The organism is Pseudomonas sp. W5-36, assembly GCF_046540455.1.
GTDB classification, from domain to species: Bacteria; Pseudomonadota; Gammaproteobacteria; order Pseudomonadales; family Pseudomonadaceae; genus Aquipseudomonas; species Aquipseudomonas graminis_B.
In genome coordinates, this window is record NZ_JAXCIQ010000009.1 from 173,450 (window position 1) to 192,827 (window position 19,378).

Here is a 19,378-nt window from a genome sequence, read left to right on the forward strand (position 1 = left end):
TCGCAACCCTGTCTTGTTTTTATTGGAGGCCCGTTCCGTGACGGAACGTGAATGGCTGGCTTGCATCATTGGCTCAGCGGGGCTTAGTGTCTACCGGGTGCAGCGGTGGTCGAACCAGTTTATTGAAGAGAGGTGATGAAATTTCCGGCTAATTGCCTTTTTTATCAGTGAGATAGCTTGGCGCGCGGTATTCGTCATTTTTAGGGTTGCCCGTGGTCATACCAGTGCTCAGTGCTTCTGGCCTAGTCTTTTAAAGCACTCAAGGAAGTCCGAACCATGCAAACCACTCAAGCCCAACGCCCGCAGCAGGTCGCCGATGTGGTCAGCGAGCGCATTGAGCGGCTGATTGTCGACGGAGTGCTCAAAGTCGGTCAGCTGTTGCCTTCCGAACGGCGGCTGACCGAAAAGCTCGGTGTGTCGCGCACCGCCCTGCGCGAGGGCCTGCAGCTGCTGCGCGCCAGGGGCATCATCGAAACCCGCCAGGGCAAGGGCTCGTTCGTCGCGCAAATGGGCGGGCTCGGGCTGACTGCCAATTCGCCGCTGATGCACTTGTTCGCCTCCCAGCCGCGCACGCTGTATGACCTGTTCGAAGTGCGCAGCCTGCTGGAAGGGGAGTCTGCGCGGCTGGCGGCGCTGCGCGGCACTGACGCGGATTTTGTGCTGATCACCCGCGCCTACGACGCACTGGTCGCCGGCCACGATCACCCCTTGCCCGCGTCCGAACACGCGCGGCTCGACCATGCGTTTCACCTGGCCATCTGCGAAGCGTCCCACAACCCGGTGCTGGTGCAGACCCTGCGTTCGTTGACGGATCTGCTGCTGAACACGGTGTTCGCCTCGGTCAACAACCTCTATCACCGTGACGCCCAGAAGCGGCAGATCGATCGTCATCATGCCCGGCTTTATAACGCGGTCACCGGGCGCTTGCCCGAGCAGGCGCGCAAAGCGGCCGTGGCGCATATCCAGAACATCTGCGACAACCTGCGGGAGATCGAAAGCGAGGAGCAACGGCTGGTGCGCGCCACCCTGCGACTGGAGGGCTGGGCCTGAGCCACGCGGGAGTTTTACGCGTGTGGACCTTGGCTTGACACCCATCCCGTATTGCCGCAGCTTACGCATTGCGTAAGTCGCTTACGCCGTAGTGAAAACCAAAACAACAATAACAGGCCATTCCCGTGGATCTTTTCACCTACTACCGATCGACCTCGAGCTACCGGGTGCGCATTGTCCTGGCGCTGAAAGGTCTCGCGTTCAACGCACTGCCGGTCAACCTGATCCGTGACGGCGGCGAACACCACACGCCCGATTATCTGGCGATCAACCCCCAGGGCCGCGTTCCCTCTTTGAGGCTGGACGACGGCGAGGTGATCATCCAGTCCATGGCGATCATCGAATACTTCGAAGAATTATCCCCTGAACCTGCATTGCTCCCCGACGCGCTGCTCGACCGCGCGCGCCATCGGCAGGTCGCCGCCCTGATCGGCTGCGACATCCACCCGCTGCACAACGTCGCGGTGCTCAATCGCCTGCGCGGCATGGGCCACGACGAAGGCGATGTGACGGCGTGGATCGGCCACTGGATCGGCGAAGGCTTTGCCGCAGTGGAGGCCCTGATTGGCGACGCTGAGTTTTGTTTTGGCGCGGTTGGCCTGGCCGATGTGTACCTGTTGCCCCAAGTCTATGCGGCGCGACGCTTCAACGTGGACATGACCCCGTATCCACGCATTTGCCGGGTCGAAGCGCTGGCGTTGCAGCATCCGGCGTTTCAGGCCGCCCATCCCGATGCGCAATCGGACAAGCCAGAGTAATCTTTCCCCCATGAAAAGCTTCGGTCTGCAATTGATCTTCGGCGACTTCCTCGCCCGCAGCGTGCGGGGGATTTCCTGCGCGCCACCCGCTGAATCGTGATCCGAGCCGCTGTGCCTCTCACTATTTAGCAGGAGCAAGACCGTGACTGATCTCTATGAAAACCCGATGGGCCTGATGGGCTTTGAATTCATCGAATTCGCCTCGCCCACCCCGAACGTGCTGGAGCCGGTGTTCCAGATCATGGGCTTCACCAAAGTCGCCCATCACCGCTCCAAGGACGTGTCGCTCTACCGTCAGGGCGCGATCAACATCATCCTTAACAACGAGCCGAACAGCGAAGCGTCCTACTTCGCTGCGGAGCACGGTCCTTCCGTGTGCGGCATGGCCTTCCGGGTCAAGGATTCGCAACTGGCCTACAAGCGCGCGCTGGAACTGGGCGCTCAGCCTGTGGAGATCGGCACCGGGCCCATGGAGCTGCGTTTGCCGGCGATCAAGGGCATTGGCGGCGCGCCGTTGTACCTGATCGACCGTTTCGGTGAAGGCACCTCGATCTACGACATCGACTTCGTGTACCTCGAAGGCGTCGAGCGTCACCCCAAGGGCGCCGGCCTGCAATTCATCGATCACCTGACCCACAACGTCTATCGCGGGCGGATGGCCTACTGGGCGAACTTCTACGAGAAGCTGTTCAACTTCCGCGAGCTGCGCTATTTCGACATCAAGGGCGAGTACACCGGCCTGACCTCGAAAGCGATGACCGCGCCGGACGGCATGATCCGCATCCCGCTGAACGAGGAATCCTCAAAGGGCGCCGGGCAGATCGAAGAGTTTTTGATGAAGTTCAATGGCGAGGGGATTCAGCACGTCGCGTTCTTCACCGAAAACCTGATCGACACCTGGGACCGGCTCAAGGCGCTGGGCATGCGCTTCATGACCCCGCCGCCGGACACCTACTACGAAATGCTCGAAGGCCGTCTGCCCAACCACGGCGAGCCCGAGCATGAGCTGAAGGCGCGGGGGATCCTGCTGGACGGCAACTCCGAAGGCGGCAGTCAGCGTCTGCTGTTGCAGATCTTCTCGGAAACCCTGATGGGCCCGGTGTTCTTCGAATTCATCCAGCGCAAGGGCGACGATGGCTTCGGCGAGGGCAATTTCAAGGCGCTGTTTGAATCGATCGAGCGCGATCAAGTGCGCAGGGGAGTGTTGGCGGTGGATTGAAGTACGCAGCCCGATTTGGTGCACGCGATATGTCTGTAGGACCGGCTTCAGCCGGGAAGGGGCCGGTTTTGACACCATCAATGTTGTGGCGTAATCGCCGACGTCTTCCCGGCTAAAGCCGGTCCCACTAGATGCACACGGTCCGTTAGTAGGACCGGCTTCAGCCGGGAAGGGGCCGGTTTGAACACCCTCAATTTTGTGGCGTAACCGCCGACGTCTTCCCGGCTAAAGCCGGTCCTACACGAGGAACGCGGTCCGTCAGTGGGAGCGCGGTCCTGCCCTTTGTGATCCTGACCAATCACTCCAGCCGCGGCATTTCCCCACCCATCCGCGCGCTGATCGCCTGTGCCGTTTGCAGCAGTTTCTGCGCGGCCGTCGCCTGGCGCTGATCGGTAAACACCGACGCCGAACCCACCACCGTCACCACACCCACCAGCTTGTTGCCCATGGCAAACACCGGCGACGACACCGCGTTGACGCCGGCCATCAACATCCCGTGAATCTGATGCACCCCGGTGCTGCGGATTTCGTGGACGTGCCGATCGATCTCCTTCAACTGCGCTGCATTCAACGAAGCCGATTCCGCCTCTCTCAACGCGGCGGTTTCGGTCGGCGACAGAAAGGTGTCGAACACCAGCCCGGTGGACGAACCGAGCAGCGGCAGCACCGAACCGATCTGCGTGACCAGGGTGACCGCCCCCAGCGACTGCTCGACGTACACCACCGTCGGGCCTTTGTTGCCCCACACGGCCAGAAAGCAGGTTTCGTTGAGTTCGTCGCGCAGGGCGATCAGGGCCGGGGCAGAGGTCTTCAGCACATCCAGCTGGCTTAACGCCGCAAGGCCGACCTGCAGCGCCGAACGCCCCAGACGGTAATGGTTGCTGGCCGGGTCCTGTTCGGCAAAACCGCTGTCCACCAGCGCTTGCAGGTAGCGATGCACCTTGCTGGCCGGCATGCCGACGTATTCGGCGAGTTTCGACAGTGACGTGGCAGGCGCCAGTTCGGCCAGCGCCTTGAGGATGCCGACGCCGACCTCAGCCGACTGGACTTTCTGCTGGCGCGGCGCGGTGGCGGGGGTGGAATCGTCGGTCATGGAAGGGAGGCCCCCGGTCTGGAAAGGCTGCTTTATAGCTTGACCCTTCTGCAAACTCAAATTACGTTATGCGTAACACGCTTACGATAAAAACAATAAGAGGTCGTCATGTCGACAGCACCCCGGTCCGAGTCCCTGCGCTACCAGTGCGGATTCGGCAATCATTTCAGCAGCGAGGCGATGCCGGGCGGTTTGCCCCACGGGCAGAACTCGCCGCAGCGTCACCCGCTGGGCCTCTACGCCGAGCAATTCTCCGGGACCGCGTTCACCGTACCCCGCGCCGAAGCCCGACGCTCCTGGCTCTATCGCATTCAACCCTCCGCCGCGCACCCTCGTTTTCAGCGCCTTGAGCGGCAGATCCCCGGTCAGCAGCAAGGCCCGGTCACACCCAATCGCCTGCGCTGGAATGCGTTCGACATCCCCGCCGAACCCACCGATTTCATCGACGGCCTGCATGCCCTGGCCAGCACCTCGTCTGCCGAACAGGCCGAGGGCGTAAGCGTCTACGTCTACACGGCCAACCTTTCTATGCAGCGCGCGTTCTTCAGCGCCGACGGCGAGTGGCTGATCGTCCCCCAACAGGGCCGATTGCGCATCACCACCGAGCTGGGCCTGCTCGACATTGAACCCCAGGAAATCGTCGTGCTGCCCCGTGGTTTGAAATTTAGCGTCGAGTTGCTCGACGGCACAGCGCGGGGCTATCTCTGCGAGAACCACGGCTGCCCCCTGCGCCTGCCGGACCTCGGGCCGATCGGCAGCAACGGCCTGGCCAATCCCCGGGATTTCCAGATCCCCCACGCGCATTTTGAAGACAGCGCACAGCCCACCGTGCTGGTGCAGAAATTTCTCGGCGAACTGTGGGCCACCACGCTGGGTCATTCCCCCTTCGATGTCGTCGCGTGGCATGGCAACAACGTCCCGTATAAATACGATCTGCGCCTGTTCAACACCTTGGGCACCGTGAGTTACGACCATCCCGATCCGTCGATCTTCACCGTGCTGACCTCGCCGGGCGTTGTCGACGGTCAGGCCAACGTCGATTTTGTGATTTTCCCGCCGCGCTGGATGGTGGCGGAAAACACCTTCCGGCCACCGTGGTTCCACCGCAACCTGATGAACGAATTCATGGGCCTGATCGACGGTGTCTACGACGCCAAGGCCGCAGGTTTCATGCCGGGCGGTGCGTCGCTGCACAACTGCATGAGCGCCCACGGCCCGGACAATGCCAGCGCCGAGAAGGCCATCGCCGCCGAGCTGACGCCGCACAAGATCGAGCAGACCATGGCCTTCATGTTCGAGACCGGCAAAGTTCTGCGCCCCAGCTATCACGCGCTGGAATGCCCACAGCTGCAAAGCGACTACGATGCCTGCTGGGATGGCATCGCCAGAACGTTCAAGCCTTTCGACACGGACAGCCAACGATGAGCACTCCACAGCATCCGCGCAGCTGGGTGACCAGCGCCAACGACCATCCTGATTTCCCCCTGCAAAACCTGCCCTTGGGCGTGTTCAGCCGCCCCGGTTTCGGCAAGCGTGGCGGCGTGGCCATCGGCGATTTCATTCTCGACCTGCAAACGGCCCTTGAGGCCAGCCTGTTCAATGGCGCCGCGCGGGTGGCTGTCGAAGCCGCCTGTCGCGGGCAGTTGAACGACTTTTTCGCCTTGGGTGGTTCGTCGCGCCAGGCCCTGCGCAACGAATTGCTGCACTTGCTCGACGAAAAAACACTGCAGCGTGAACGCTTGCAGGCCATGGGGGATCGTCTGCTGGTGCCGATGAATGACTGCCAGATGCACATGCCTGCGCAGGTCGGCGACTACACCGATTTTTACGTCGGCATTCATCACGCGATGAACGTCGGCAAGCTGTTCCGCCCGGACAATCCGCTGTTGCCGAACTACAAATACGTGCCGATCGCTTATCACGGCCGGGCGTCGACGCTGGGTGTGTCCGGGATGCCGGTCAGGCGCCCCAGCGGGCAGACCTTGAAACCGGGCGCCGAGACACCGGACTTCGGGCCAAGCAACCGCCTGGATTACGAACTGGAGGTGGGCGTGTGGATCGGGCAGGGCAACGAGGCCGGCGAGCCTGTCCCCATCGGCAAGGCGGGTGAGCACATCGCCGGTTTCTGCTTGCTGAACGACTGGTCGGCCCGGGACCTGCAGGCCTGGGAATACCAGCCGCTGGGGCCGTTTCTGTCGAAGAGTTTTGCCACCAGCATTTCGCCGTGGGTGGTCACGGCCGAGGCGCTGGCGCCGTTTCGTGCGGCCCAACCGGCGCGTCCCGAGGGTGACCCGCAGCCGATGGCTTATTTGTTCGACGAGCAGGATCAGGCCGGGGGCGCGCTGGACATCGAGCTGGAAGTGCTGCTGCTCACCGTGCGGATGAAAGAGCAGGGTATCGCGCCCCAGCGCCTGTCCCTGAGCAACACGCTGAACATGTACTGGACCGTCGCGCAGATGGTGGCCCACCACAGCGTCAACGGCTGCAAGCTGCAAGCGGGCGATCTGTTCGGCACCGGCACCTTGTCAGGCCCGCACCCCGGCCAGCTCGGCAGCTTGCTGGAGATGACCCAGGGCGGAAAACACCCGATCGAGCTGCCCAACGGTGAGACCCGGACCTTTCTGGAAGCCGGCGACGAGGTGACCCTCAAAGCCCGCTGCCGCAAGGAGGGGGAAGTGAGCATCGGGTTTGGCGAATGCCGTGGGATTGTGATTGGCTAAACCAGTCCTGCTGACATGGCGCATGCTCTGAGTGGGACCACGCACTTTTAGTGGGACCGGCTTCAGCCGGGAAAGCATCATGCGTGACACCCCGTAATTGATGGCGTCTACATGGGCGTCTTCCCGGCTAAAGCCAGTCCTACAGAATCAACCAAACCCACCCACCAATGACCCACTGCGCGGCAAGAACCTCCCTTGCCGTTCCCCCTGCGGTTTGCCTTCGGCGTAGCTCAAATGCCCGTTCACCCACACCGCATCAATCCCCTCGGCAGCGCGCTTGGGTTCTTTGAAATCCGCCACATCGCGCACGGTTTCGGCGTTGAACAACACCAGATCCGCGCAATACCCTTCGCGCACGAATCCGCGATCATGCAGCCCGAAGCGTGTGGCGGTCAGTCCGGTCATCTTGTGCACAGCGGTGTGCAGCGGGAACAGCCCCAGATCCCGACTGAAATGCCCGAGCACCCGGGGAAACGCACCCCACAGGCGCGGGTGCGGGAACGGGTCTTCCGGCAGACCGTCCGAACCGATCATCGACAGCGGGTGCTTCATGATCCGCTGCACGTCGTTCTCGTCCATGCCGTAATACACGGCGCCAGCAGGTTGCAGCTTCCGCGCGGCGTCCATCAGTGAAAGGCCCCAGTCGGCGGCGATGTCCTTCAGCTCACGGCCGCCCTGTTCCGGGTGTGGCGTTGACCAGGTGATGGTGATCGGAAACGCATCCGTGACCTGCTTTAAATCCAGCGTTGAAGAGCTGGCCGCATAGGGATAGCAATCGCAGCCCACCGGGTGGCTCAGCGCGGCGTTTTCCAGGGACGCCAGCAGCTGCGGACTGCGGCCCCAGTTGCCGGCGCCCGCGCATTTCATATGGGAAATAACCACCGGTGATCGGGCGTGACGGCCGATCGCGAACGCCTCGTCCATGGCCTCCAGCACCGGCTCGAACTCACTGCGCAGATGGGTCGTGTACACCGCGCCGAACGCCGTGAGCTCCTCGGCCAGCTGCTTGACTTCGTCGGTCTCGGCCGAGTAAGCCGAGGCGTAGGCCAGACCGGTGGACAGGCCCAGCGCGCCGTCCGCCAGGCTGTCGCGCAATTGCCCGCGCATGGCGCTGATTTCATCAGCGCGCGCCGTTCGAAAAAGATCGTCCATGTGATTGCTGCGCAGGGCGGTATGGCCGATCAGCGCCGCCACATTGACCGCCGGCCGCGCCGCATCCACCGCGTTGCGGTAGTCGATGAAGCGCGGATAAACGAACGCGGCGGCGGGACCCAGCAGGTTCATCGGGTCCGGCGGATCGCCCGCGAGCGTTACCGGCGAGGCGCTGATGCCGCAGTTGCCGACGATCACCGTGGTCACGCCCTGGGTGATCTTCGGCAGCATCGCCGGCTGGCGAATCACCACGCTGTCGTCGTGGGTGTGCACGTCGATGAAACCCGGGGCCAGCACGCGGCCGGCGGCGTTGATTTCTTCGCGGGCGGAGACGTCGCGGAGGTCACCGATGCGCTGGATGCGGCCGTCGCGGATGGCCACATCGGCTCGGTAACCGGGGGTATCGCTGCCGTCGATCACCAGCGCGTCGCGAATGATCAGGTCGTAAAGCATGGGGTCAGTCTCCAAGGGGCAGGCCTTCGTCGCCGCCGCGGTAGTCATCCAGCGCGAGTTTGATCCGTCGCAGCCGTTCGCGGTTGGCGTCGGGCGCCGTCAGCGCCAGTTCGGTGGCCAGCACGTCGATGGTCAGCAGCATGCCGTAGCGCGCGGCGGTGGGTTTGTAGATGAAATTGGTTTCGGCGATCTGCAGCGGCAGCAGGACATCCGCCCGTTCCGCCAGCGGTGAGCCGGGCAGGGTGATGGCGAGAATCTTCGCGCCATAGCTGCGGGCCAGGTCCACTGCGTCGAGCAGTTCAGGGGTGCGCCCGCTCAGTGAGCAGACAATGACGCAGTGCTCGGGGCCAAGGGTTGCGGCGATCAAGCGCATCATCACCGGGTCGCGGCTGGCGGCAATCGGGTAGCCGAGGCGCACCAGACGGGTCTGCAGTTCTTCGCTGCACAGGCTGGACGCGCCGCCCATGCCGAAGCTGTGAATCATCCGCGCTGGCGTCAGCAGAGCCACCGCCGCCTGGAAGCGCGACTCATCGAAACCGGCCAGATGCTGTCGCAGGGTGGACTCGATGTCGCCGACGATCTGGGTGAAAAACGCCGACTGTTCCGGCGCCTGCTCCGGGGTGAGGAAGCGGTTGCCCACGCCGCTGGCCTGGGCCAGTTGCAGGCGCAGGTCGCGCAGGTCCTTGCAGCCCACCGTACGGGCGAAGCGTGACAGCGTGGCGCTGCTGACCTCGGCACGGGCGGCGAGGTCGTCGAGGCTGGCGCTGGCGGCAAAGGCCACGTCGCTGAGCACCAGCCTGGCGATGCGGCCTTCCCCGGCGCTGAAAGAGTCCTGACGGGCGCGGATCTGGTAAAGAATGTCCACTCAGATCACCTGCGCCAGCCCGAGGGTCAGGACGAAAGCAATCACCGATATCAGCGTTTCCAGCACCGTCCAGGTTTTGAAAGTCTGTGCCACGGTCATGTTGAAATACTCCTTGATCAGCCAGAACCCGCCGTCGTTGACGTGGGAAAAAATCACCGAGCCCGCGCCGGTTGCCAGCACCAGCAACTCCGGATGGGGATAGCCCAGACCCAGCGCGACGGGGGCGACGATGCCGGACGCGGTGGTCATCGCCACGGTGGCCGAGCCGGTGGCGACGCGCATCAGTGCGGCGAACAGCCAGCCCATCAACAGCGGCGACAGATGCCAGTCCTGCGCCAGACCGACAATCTCGTTGGTCACGCCGCTGTCGACCAGAATCCGGTTCAGACCGCCGCCGGCGCCCACCAGCAACGTAATGCTGGCCGTTGGTGCCAGGCACTCCTGGGTGAATTTCAGGATCGAATCCCGGGAGAAGCCCTGGGCGATGCCCAAGGTCCAGAAGCTTAGTAACGTGGCCAGCAGCAGCGCGATCACCGAGTTGCCGATGAACAGCAGGAAGCTGTTGAAGCCGCTGCCCGGCGTGGCAATCAGGTTGGCCCAGCCACCCAGCAGCATCAGTACGACCGGCAGCAGAATGGTCGCCATGGTGATGCCAAAGCTTGGCAGTTGGGCGCGGAGTTCGCGGTCGAGAAATTGTTTGGCCAGCGGGTTTTCATCGGGCAAGTGAATGTGCGGCACGATGAAGCGCGCGTAGATCGGGCCGGCGATGATCGCCGTGGGGATGCCGATGAGGATGGCGTAGAACAGGGTCTGGCCGACCGACGCCTGATAGGCCTGCACCGCCAGCATCGCGGCCGGGTGCGGCGGCACCAGTGCGTGGACCACCGAGAGGCCGGCGACCATGGGCAGCCCGACCATCAGAATCGACACGCCGACCCGACGTGCGACGGTGAACGCAATCGGCACCAACAGCACGAAACCGACTTCGAAAAACAGCGGCAGCCCCACGAGAAAGGCGATGCAGACCATCGCCCAGTGCGCGTTGCGCTCGCCGAAGCGGTCGATCAAGGTGCGCGCCACCTGCTCGGCGCCACCGGATTCGGCCATCATCTTGCCGAGCATGGTGCCCAGCGCTACGACCAGCGCGATGTGCCCCAGCGTCTTGCCGACCCCGCCCTCATAGGACGCAACGACGGCATTGGCCGGCATCCCGGCGACCAGGGCGAGGCCGACGGACACCAGGGTGATGACGATGAACGGATTGAGACGAAAGCGCGCGATAAGCACGATCAAGGCGATGATCGCGACGGCGGCATAGACCAACAGAGACAGGCCGGTTGACGGAGGCATGCAACGGATTCCTTGCTGAGGATGAGGAGGTCAGGGCTTGGGCGGCGGCGGGGCTGAGCCTGTCGAACTGAAACAGGGCAGGACTCCCCCGCGCAGTGGCGCTAACCGGTGTGCAGCCAGGCGGTGAAAACGATCTCGGCAGTGGGTGTTGCAAGCGCCATCAGCGGCGAAAGAAGAGCAGGGGCGGGACGATCACAGGCAGTCATTATTGTTATCTCTGATTTCGTGATGAAAATTAAATTACACGAAACAGGATAAAAATTTCAATTAATGAAAATTAATTTCTCCATGAGCCTTGCCTTGTAACGCATCTCAGTCACGCAAGCTCACTCCCACAGGTCTCAAGGCGCGCCCCGGATTTCCCGGTCGCTGCAATCCATTTGTGGGAGCTTGTAGCGGCCAAGTCATGCCGCGCTGAAACGCTCTCGATACGCCTGGGGCGTCACCGATACCGCGCGCATGAAGCTGCGGCGCAATGTCTCTTCCGTGCCGAAACCGCAGCGGTCGGCGATGCGCTTGATTGGCAGCGCGCTGTCCCCTAACAGACGCCGGGCCGCTTCGACGCGCAACTGCTCGATGGCCCGCGCTGGCGTGTTGCCGGTGTGGGCGCGGTAGTGGCGGACGAAGCTGCGCTCGCTCATGCCGACCTGAGCCGCCAGCGTGCCGACGGACAGGTCGCTGGCGAGGTTGTCGAGAATCCAGGCGTGCAGGTCGCCAAACCGGCTGCCCTGATCGCGGGTCTGGTGCTGCATCGACAGCGCCGTGCTGAATTGCGATTGCCCGCCCGGGCGCTTGAGAAACACCACCAGATCCCGCGCGACGGCCAGTGCGATGTCGCGGCCCAGGTCCGCCTCGACCATCGCCAGCGCCAGATCGATGCCTGCCGTCACCCCGGCCGACGTCCACAGCTTGTCCTCGTTGATGAAGATCGGGTCCGGGTCGACGCGCAGATGCGGGAAGCACCGCGCCAGTTCGTCGCAACTGTCCCAGTGAGTGACCACCCGATGACCGTCCAGCACGCCGGCGGCGGCGAGCAAAAATGCGCCGGTACACACTGACGCCACGCGCCGGGCACTGGCGGATTGCGTTCGCACCCAGTCCACCAGAACCGGGTCCAGCAGCGCCGTGTGCACCGCGCCGCCACCGGCGATGATCAGCGTGTCCGAAGGCGTGGACGGCAGCGGGTGAGTGAGCAGCCCAAGGCCGGCGGAGGAGATCACGCTGCCGGGGTCCCGAGCGATAACCTCGGGCCGGTAAGGGATTTTTTTCAGGCCGGCTTCCTGCGCCATGACGTTGGCCGAGGCGAACACCTGCAGCGGTCCGGTGACGTCGAGTAACTGAACGTTGGGAAAGGCCAGAACATGAACCGGCCTGGGCTGATGGGGCATGGCGCGCTCACTGTGAAGATTGGCGTGAATTGTTGGCTTTATGGCGTATCCGCCAGAGGCTAGCCCTCTACAGTGCTTTCGTCCAGCCGCTGGCCTTCAGGTGCAACCGGCTGCTCGGCTCACGCATTCAGATGACCCACGTTCAAACGATAAGGAACACGCCATGACCCTGCATATCGGCCTGCTGGTATTCCCCAAAGTCCAGCAACTGGACCTGACCGGTCCCTACGATGTTTTCGCCACCATGCCCGGCGTGGTCGTGCACCTGGTCTGGAAAGATCTCGAGCCGCTGCAGTCCAGCACCGGCCTGACCCTCGTCCCGACCGCGACCTTCGCCGACTGCATCGACCTCGACGTGATCTGCGTGCCGGGCGGGGTAGGCGTCGATGCATTGATGGAAGATGCGCAAACCCTGGCGTTCATCCGGCATCAGGCTGCGACGGCTCAGTACGTGACCTCGGTCTGCACCGGCGCGTTAGTGCTCGGCGCGGCCGGGCTGTTGAAAGGCCGCCGCGCCACCACCCACTGGGCGTCCCATTCACTGCTGGAGCAGTTCGGCGCGATTCCGGTACACGAGCGCGTGGTGCGCGACGGCAACCTGATGACCGGCGGCGGCGTGACGGCGGGGATCGATTTTGCGTTGACGCTGATCAGCGAGGTGTTCGATCCGGATACCGCCCGGACCATTCAGCTGCAACTGGAGTACGCACCGGCGCCGCCTTACGATTCGGGGCGACCCGATACGGCACCGGCGAATATCGTCGGCGTCGCCATTGATCGCGCCATGCAGGGTTTGCTGGCCCGTCGGCAGATCGTCGAGCGCGTCACGGCGGCCATGGACTAACGGGCAGTGGTGGACCGAGATTTGTCGAGCGGGATTTCATACCAGCACAGGAACAGGTCGAGGGCCGACTCCACCACTTCGCGTTGTTTGTCCGGCGCGAGCAGGGGTTCGTTGAGGGTGACTTGCGGCCAGAAGGCGAAGGCCTTGAGCAACGCATGGATCTGCGACGCGGCGAACACCGGCTCGACGGCCTTGAGGCGGCCGTCCTGCTGGGCGCCGCGCACCCAGACGGTGAAGGTTTCTTCGCGCTGATTGAGTCGGCTGACCCAGACCTGCGCGCGATCGGGGGAGTGGATGGTCGCGCCGATGGCCACGCGGGCCAGGTCGATGAAATTGCTGTCGCCGAGGGTTTTCATTTTCGCGTCGAGCAATTCGCGCAGTTGATCGCGCAGGGGCACGCCGGGTTTGTACACCGCATCGGTCTGCGTCGCGGCGGAGGACCACAGACGATGGAGCATTTCGGAAAACAGCTCTTCCTTGCTGGGGAAGTGGTTGTAGACCGTGCGCTTGGAGACCTCCGCCCGGGCGGCGATGCGGTCCATGCTCGTGACCTCGAAACCGTTGTCGCGAAATTCGGCTATCGCCGCTTGAACAATGGCTTCGCGTTTACGGTCGGTCAGTCGCAGTGGGGCAGTCATGGATTCGCTTCTGTGAGGTGAGCCGGGCAACGAAGTCACCCGGCAAGAAAATTACACCGGGCAGTTTACTTCTCTTTGCCCATCGTGCAAGCTTGAAACTACACTGTGTAGTGTAGAAGCAGCCGGAAGCTTCAAGTTCTAAGCTTCAAGCTAAAGCCACGGCCAAAGCCAAAGCGCAAGGCGTACGTCATGCTCTTGCAGCTTGCAGCTTGCAGCTTGCAGCTTGCAGCTTGCACAGCGCCACCTTCACCCGTTTCATGGAGTCAGCACCCTCATGGCCTCGATCGACAAACACCTTGATTCACATCCTGCGCTGCCCGTCCTGACTCGGCGTGAAGGCCGCTATTTCAATCACAAGCCGATGGCGCGCTCTGGCTTCGTCAAGACCCTGCGCATCTTCTGGAACGCCCTGTTCAATAAGCCCCACCACACCCGCCCGGCCGGTGAGATACCGGTTCAGCCGCTGTCGCGCCAGCAACTGTTGGCGGCGCCCGACAACACGGTCTATCGGCTCGGCCATTCCACCGTGCTGCTGAAACTGCGCGGTGAATACTTCCTCACCGACCCCGTCTTCGCTGACCGTGCCTCGCCGGTGCAGTGGGCCGGTCCGCAGCGCTTCCATCAGCCGCCGATCAGCCTTGCAGACCTGCCACCGCTCAAAGCAGTGATCCTGTCCCACAACCATTACGACCACCTCGATCACATGACCATTCAGGTGCTCAAGGACAAGGCCGAGCATTTCATCACGCCGCTGGGGGTAGGGGACACGCTGATCGAGTGGGGTGTGCCGGCGGCCAAGGTTCAGCAGTTGAACTGGTGGCAGTCGACCGATATTCATGGCATTCGCTTTGTGGCAACGCCGGCGCAGCACTTTTCAGGGCGTACGTTGCGCGACGGCAATCAGACGCTCTGGGCGTCGTGGGTGATGCTCGACGGCGAGCAGCGGATCTTCTTCAGCGGCGACACCGGTTATCACGACGGCTTCAAGTTGATTGGCGAGCAGTACGGCCCGTTCGACCTGACGCTGATGGAAACCGGCGCCTATAACGAGGACTGGCCGGACGTGCACATGCAGCCCGAAGAAACGCTGCAGGCGCACATCGACCTGCGCGGCAAGTGGCTGTTGCCGATTCACAACGGCACCTTCGACCTGGCGATGCACGCCTGGCACGAGCCGTTCGACCGGATTCTCGCGCTGGCGTGGGACCGCAGCATCTCCATCACCACCCCGGAAATGGGCCAGCCTTTTTACGTGCAGTACCCGAGCCGGGGCGAGGCGTGGTGGCTGAAGATGGAGACCGCTCAGCAGTCTGCAACCGGCCGCTGCGCAAAGCAGCAAAGTGATCGTCAGCAGGCCACCAGCCGCGGCTGATGCCGCTGGTTCAGGGTTTGGCGTCGGTCGCGTCTGCCGGATGCTCCGTTTCCGGTGGTCGCTGTTGTTCACCACTTTGATTGGCTTGTTTGTGTTCCTCGCCGACCTTGCCTGCGTTTTCAGGCTTGTGGTCGAGGTCTTCGCGGTTGGACTCTTTATCAGGCATGGCGCCCTCCGGTATGCGGATAAATGAATGACGCTGAAGTGCGTGCTCAATCACCGATCTGGTTGATCAGCATCTGCGCTTCATCTTTGAACAGCGGTTGTTTCATGCGTTCGGCGAGCATCGCCATGGGCCGTTCGCGCCCACAGCTGACCACGGCCGCCACCACATTCTGCTTGCAGAAAAGCGCCAGGAAGTCGAACCGCTCCGGTTCGCCCAGGTAGACGATGTCGTCCCAGTCCTCTGCGTGGCCGAGATAATCCAGGCGCTTTTCAAAATGGTAGGTCCAGAAATACGGCACGTCGGTGTAATGCCGGTCTTCGCCGAGCATATTGCCCGCCGCGATACGTGCCTGCTGTTGGGCAAGCCGCCAGTGCTCGATGCGCTGCGGCTGGTGGTTGAGTGGAAAGGTGGCGATATCGCCTGCTGCCCACACATCCTTGCCTGCGCGCATGCCGTCGTCGACGGGGAGTGAGCCGTCCTCCTCCAGCTGAAGACCGTCGATGAAATGCGTGACCGGACTTACACCGACGCCAACCAACGCCAGGTCCACCTGCAGTCGTTCACCATTGCTGAGCACGGCGGTCTGCAGCACCTGTTGGCCGTCCCGTTCAACGCCTTCGAAGCGACTGACATCGACGTGGGTGCGGAACAACGCGCCGTTTTGCTCATGCAGCGCGCGCAGCGCCTTGCCGATGCGCTCGCCCAGGAGGCGGACAAGCGGCACTTCGTGATGGGCCAGAATCGTCACGTTCACACCCTGTGTGCGCAAGGCCGACGCCGCTTCCAGCCCGATAAAACTGTCGCCCACGACCAACGCGTGGCTGCCGGGGTGCACCGCCGCGAGAATTCGGCTGGCGTCATCGCGGCTGCGCAGCGTCAGCACCTGCGGCAGATCGGCGCCCTCCACAGGCAGCGCGCGGGGCTCGCCGCCCGTGGTGACCAGCGCCGCGTCATAGTCAAAGCGGCGCCCGTCCGCCAGGGTCACGCGCTTGTTGATGACGTCCAGCTTCATCACCTCGCCGTGCACCCGCTCGATGCGGTTATCCAGGTAAAACGCCTCCTCGCGCAGGGCAGGGATTTCATCGGTTTTCATTTCGGCGGACAGCACAAATTTGCTGAGCGCAGTGCGGTCGTAGCCGGGCGCGGCTTCTCTGTCGATGAGCCGTAATTGACCATTGAAGCCTTTTTCCCTCAACGCGCAGGCCGCCGCTGTGCCCGCGGCCCCGGCGCCAATGATGACGAAGCGGCGGCTGTCCTCGGCCAGTGTCGGCGTGTGAACGGCCATGGGCTGGTCATCGACGTGCACCTGGCCTTCGACGAGTTGAACGGGGTAACGGATAAGGGCGTCCAGGGCGGGCGGTTCGCACAGGTGGCCGTCGTCGACGGAGAATTCGGCTTTGTGCCAGGGGCAGATCAGGTGACCGTTGCAGATGGCGCCGTCCGCCAGGGGGGCGCCGGCGTGGGGGCAGAAGGCTTGAAACGCGCGGACTTCTTCGCCGTGCAGAACCAGTAGCGCCTTGGTTTCGCCAAACTCGACCTGGAGACCGCGGTCTCGATGAAGCTCGGTCAGGGTGGCGACTCGATGCAAAGGCATGTGCGCTTCCTCGTGGGCTTATTATTGGGCTTGTCAGCGTTTAGTTGGGAGTCGGCCGGCGGGGGAGAGGTTCAGGGAATTATCCAGTGGTCGGTCGGGCGGGCGCTCCGTCGGCAGCCACTGCCAGAGGAACGCCCGACGCCTGTGCTCATTCCAGCGCGGCAGATTATTGAGTGAGCTTCAGCCGCTCATGCCAGTCGGCAATCGACTCTTCAGGGTAGGCCTCGAACTGCTGGTCATGGGGCCCTGCGGCCACTTCCACCCACGGCGCTTTGGAGTTCAGCAGCAGGTGCGTGTGCTCCGGCGGGGTCGGCAACGGCGTGTCGATGGCCGACGCGAAGGGATGAATCAGCGCCGGCCACTCGGGGCTGAACAACCACAGACCGCTGCCGCACCGCTTGCAGAAATGCCGTTCGGCGCTGCTGATGTGGGTTTCGTGACCGTCGTCATCGCGCATTTTGGCGTGGTAGATGGCGATGTTGTCCTTGCCTTCGACGGTGAGGCTTTTCGCATCGCCGCCCAGGTTGATCGCGTAACCGCCGCCACCTTGGGTCTTGCGGCAGATCGAGCAGTAGCAGCGCTGATAAGGATAGGGATGGGCGCTTGTCAGGCTGAATGCGACGGCGCCGCAGTGGCAGGAACCTTCCAGATGCATGATTCACCTCGGTTGAAATGGGGTATGGGGCTCAAGGGTCTAGACCCCGCATGCTGGCAGGGTTCGATGTTTTCTCGAACAGGCGTTCGGATTCTTAGTGGGCCGACGGCTAAAGAACCCTGCGGCAATGTCGATAAGCCATGGTCATACGACGACTTTGCGTCCCGCCCCTACAACAACGAGCCCCCGCTATGAGCCTACGCAACCTGACCATCGCCCGCCGCGCCGGCCTTGGGTTTACCCTGATTTCCCTGTTGGTCGCGTTGCTCGGCTGGTTCGCCTTGAGCCAGATGTCGACGATTCGACAGAGCGAGGTGGCGGTCGAGAGCAACTGGATGCCGAGCATGCGTCTGGTCAACGATATCCGCGAAGCGATGCTGCGCATTCGCACCATCTCGCTGCGGGTCGCCCTCGACGCCGATCCAAAAAACGTCAGCGTTTATAAAGGCCAGATGGACGCACGTTCGAAAATCCTCGATGAAAAACTCACCAGCCTCGACGCCTTTATCGACACGCCGGAAGAGAAGGCGCTGTACGGCAAATTCCGCGCGACCCTGGTTGAGTATCAGCGCGGTTTGACCCAGTCATTCGCCCTTGCCGAAAGCGGAGAGCTAAAGGCACTGAACAAGCTGCTGCTGGTGGACATGAAGACTGCCGTCGACAACTCCGGCGCGCAATTGGGCGATCTGGGTGATTTCTACTCCCATCAGGTTGAGCTCGAAGGCGCGGCCGCCGAAGCGCAATACGGCAAGTCTCGCAACGTGGTGCTGGTGTTCGTGCTGATCGCGGCGCTGGCCACCGTGGTGCTCGCGGTGTGGCTGACCCGCAGCATCGTGCGGCCGTTGCAGCAAGCGGTTGATGCCGCCGAATACGTGGCGAAGGGCGATCTGACCCACGACATTCGCGTCGAAGGCAATGACGAAGTCACCCGATTGCAGAGCGCGTTGCAGCAGATGCAGACCAACCTGCGCTCGACCCTGAGCCTGATCGGCAACTCGGCGAGCCAGTTGGCGTCGGCCGCCACGGAGCTGAATTCGGTGACCGAAGACAGCCATCGCGGCCTGCACCAGCAGAACGCCGAAATCGAACAGGCCGCCACGGCGGTGAACGAGATGACCTCGGCGGTCGAGGAAGTCGCGCGCAACGCGGTGTCGACGTCCCAGGCCTCGAGCGAATCGAACACCGCGGCCCGCGACGGCCAGAGCCGGGTCATTGACACGGTCAATTCGATCCAGACCCTGTCCGGCAACGTCCAGCACACCTCGGACCTGGTGCAGACCCTGGCCGAGCAGTCCAAGGACATCGGCAAGGTGCTGGACGTGATCCGTTCCATCGCCGAGCAGACCAACCTGCTGGCGCTGAACGCCGCCATCGAAGCCGCACGGGCGGGCGAGTCCGGACGCGGGTTTGCCGTGGTCGCCGATGAGGTGCGCGCACTGGCCCACCGCACCCAGCAGTCGACCCTGGAAATCGACAAGATGGTCACCACCATGCGCAGCGGTTCCACCGAAGCGCTGGAATCGATGTCGGTGAGCCGCACCCGCGCCACAGAAACACTGGGGCTGGCCCAGGGTGCGGGCGAGTCGCTGAACCGGATCACCACCTCGATCAACGAAATTTCCGAGCGCAACCTGGTCATCGCCAGCGCTGCCGAAGAGCAGGCCCAGGTCGCCCGGGAAGTGGACCGCAATATCGTCAACATCCGCGACCTGTCCATGCAATCGTCGTCCGGTGCCAACCAGATCAGCGCGTCGAGCAATGAACTGTCCCGGCTGGCGGCGGAGTTGAATCAGGTGGTGACGCGTTTCCGGGTTTGATTGCGGAGTTCAAAGCCCTCAAAGGCTTCCCGGCTAAAGCCGGTCCTACAGGCTGCACACGCAAGTAGGACCGGCTTCAGCCGGGAAGGGGCTGGTTTGAGCACTCTCAGTTTTTCGGTGTAGCGAATGACGTCTTCCCGGCTAAAGCCGGTCCTATGTATGGACTCGCCCCCACATTCAACCTGCTTTTCGAACACTGCTACCCGGTTGCATCTATGTATAAGGCCTGTTCGAGGAAGCATCA

The 19,378-nt window shown here is 62.8% G+C and carries 17 protein-coding genes and 1 pseudogene; 9 read left to right on the top strand and 9 right to left on the bottom strand.

Features of this window, described 5'->3' with window-relative positions:
* The first annotated feature begins 276 nt into the window (after window positions 1–276).
* The 3 genes from glcC to hppD all read left to right on the top strand — a co-directional run bounded on the left by glcC (window position 277) and on the right by hppD (window position 3,027).
* The gene (gene glcC / locus SLW74_RS16720; protein ID WP_192134293.1) at window positions 277–1,050 is read left to right on the top strand and encodes a transcriptional regulator GlcC; all 774 of its coding nucleotides are present in this window, start codon (window positions 277–279) and stop codon (window positions 1,048–1,050) included.
* A gap of 125 nt (window positions 1,051–1,175) precedes the next feature.
* Window positions 1,176–1,808 (top strand): maleylacetoacetate isomerase, encoded by a 633-nt coding sequence (maiA, locus tag SLW74_RS16725; RefSeq protein ID WP_410929553.1) that lies wholly within the window; start codon window positions 1,176–1,178, stop codon window positions 1,806–1,808.
* 142 nt (window positions 1,809–1,950) lie between these two features.
* Window positions 1,951–3,027 (top strand): 4-hydroxyphenylpyruvate dioxygenase, encoded by a 1,077-nt coding sequence (gene hppD / locus SLW74_RS16730; RefSeq protein WP_410929554.1) that lies wholly within the window; start codon window positions 1,951–1,953, stop codon window positions 3,025–3,027.
* Between the two features lie 298 nt (window positions 3,028–3,325).
* Here the strand turns inward: hppD and SLW74_RS16735 are convergent, their stop codons facing one another.
* On the bottom strand, window positions 3,326–4,120 hold the full coding sequence (locus tag SLW74_RS16735) for an IclR family transcriptional regulator (RefSeq protein WP_369319357.1): 795 nt from the start codon (window positions 4,118–4,120) through the stop codon (window positions 3,326–3,328).
* Window positions 4,121–4,228: 108 nt separating this feature from the next.
* Between SLW74_RS16735 and hmgA the strand changes: the two genes are divergently transcribed.
* Both hmgA and fahA read left to right on the top strand, forming a co-directional pair.
* Window positions 4,229–5,545, top strand: coding sequence for a homogentisate 1,2-dioxygenase (gene hmgA, locus SLW74_RS16740; RefSeq protein WP_410929555.1), 1,317 nt, complete (start codon window positions 4,229–4,231; stop codon window positions 5,543–5,545).
* Window positions 5,542–6,840 (top strand): fumarylacetoacetase, encoded by a 1,299-nt coding sequence (gene fahA, locus SLW74_RS16745; protein ID WP_410929556.1) that lies wholly within the window; start codon window positions 5,542–5,544, stop codon window positions 6,838–6,840. The genes hmgA and fahA overlap by 4 nt, the downstream gene beginning before the upstream one ends.
* 147 nt (window positions 6,841–6,987) lie before the next feature.
* Here fahA and SLW74_RS16750 read toward each other — a convergent pair whose 3' ends face one another.
* From SLW74_RS16750 to SLW74_RS16765, 4 genes are all read right to left on the bottom strand, one after another.
* Entirely contained in the window at window positions 6,988–8,445 is a 1,458-nt protein-coding gene (locus SLW74_RS16750) for an N-acyl-D-amino-acid deacylase family protein (protein WP_410929557.1), read from the bottom strand.
* A gap of 4 nt (window positions 8,446–8,449) precedes the next feature.
* Complete coding sequence (locus tag SLW74_RS16755) at window positions 8,450–9,310, bottom strand: MurR/RpiR family transcriptional regulator (RefSeq protein ID WP_410929558.1); 861 nt, start codon at window positions 9,308–9,310, stop codon at window positions 8,450–8,452.
* Entirely contained in the window at window positions 9,311–10,660 is a 1,350-nt protein-coding gene (locus SLW74_RS16760) for a gluconate:H+ symporter (protein ID WP_410929559.1), read from the bottom strand.
* Window positions 10,661–11,064: 404 nt separating this feature from the next.
* On the bottom strand, window positions 11,065–12,048 hold the full coding sequence (locus SLW74_RS16765; protein WP_065989552.1) for a GlxA family transcriptional regulator: 984 nt from the start codon (window positions 12,046–12,048) through the stop codon (window positions 11,065–11,067).
* Window positions 12,049–12,211: 163 nt separating this feature from the next.
* Between SLW74_RS16765 and SLW74_RS16770 the strand changes: the two genes are divergently transcribed.
* Entirely contained in the window at window positions 12,212–12,892 is a 681-nt protein-coding gene (locus SLW74_RS16770; RefSeq protein ID WP_065989554.1) for a DJ-1/PfpI family protein, read from the top strand.
* Here SLW74_RS16770 and SLW74_RS16775 read toward each other — a convergent pair.
* Window positions 12,889–13,530, bottom strand: a complete 642-nt coding sequence (locus SLW74_RS16775) for a TetR/AcrR family transcriptional regulator (protein WP_065989556.1) — start codon at window positions 13,528–13,530, stop codon at window positions 12,889–12,891. The two genes, SLW74_RS16770 and SLW74_RS16775, sit on opposite strands and share 4 nt — an antisense overlap.
* Window positions 13,531–13,804: 274 nt before the next feature.
* On the opposite strand from SLW74_RS16775, the gene SLW74_RS16780 reads away from it, so the two are divergent.
* On the top strand, window positions 13,805–14,902 hold the full coding sequence (locus SLW74_RS16780; RefSeq protein WP_410929560.1) for an MBL fold metallo-hydrolase: 1,098 nt from the start codon (window positions 13,805–13,807) through the stop codon (window positions 14,900–14,902).
* Window positions 14,903–14,912: 10 nt separating this feature from the next.
* Here SLW74_RS16780 and SLW74_RS16785 read toward each other — a convergent pair whose 3' ends face one another.
* The 3 genes from SLW74_RS16785 to SLW74_RS16795 all read right to left on the bottom strand — a co-directional run bounded on the left by SLW74_RS16785 (window position 14,913) and on the right by SLW74_RS16795 (window position 17,317).
* On the bottom strand, window positions 14,913–15,068 hold the full coding sequence (locus tag SLW74_RS16785; protein ID WP_167355798.1) for a hypothetical protein: 156 nt from the start codon (window positions 15,066–15,068) through the stop codon (window positions 14,913–14,915).
* Between the two features lie 46 nt (window positions 15,069–15,114).
* Entirely contained in the window at window positions 15,115–16,662 is a 1,548-nt protein-coding gene (locus tag SLW74_RS16790; protein ID WP_410929561.1) for an FAD-dependent oxidoreductase, read from the bottom strand.
* Window positions 16,663–16,828: 166 nt separating this feature from the next.
* Window positions 16,829–17,317: a GFA family protein gene (locus tag SLW74_RS16795; protein ID WP_410929562.1), complete on the bottom strand. Its 489-nt coding sequence runs from the start codon at window positions 17,315–17,317 to the stop codon at window positions 16,829–16,831.
* Between the two features lie 191 nt (window positions 17,318–17,508).
* On the opposite strand from SLW74_RS16795, the pseudogene SLW74_RS16800 reads away from it, so the two are divergent.
* Together SLW74_RS16800 and SLW74_RS16805 are read left to right on the top strand one after the other, a co-directional pair.
* Window positions 17,509–18,276: pseudogene (locus tag SLW74_RS16800) on the top strand (MCP four helix bundle domain-containing protein); the annotation flags it as partial.
* The gene (locus SLW74_RS16805) at window positions 18,271–19,134 is read left to right on the top strand and encodes a methyl-accepting chemotaxis protein (protein ID WP_410929565.1); all 864 of its coding nucleotides are present in this window, start codon (window positions 18,271–18,273) and stop codon (window positions 19,132–19,134) included. The pseudogene SLW74_RS16800 and the gene SLW74_RS16805, both read left to right, overlap by 6 nt.
* The last annotated feature ends 244 nt before the right edge of the window (window positions 19,135–19,378 follow it).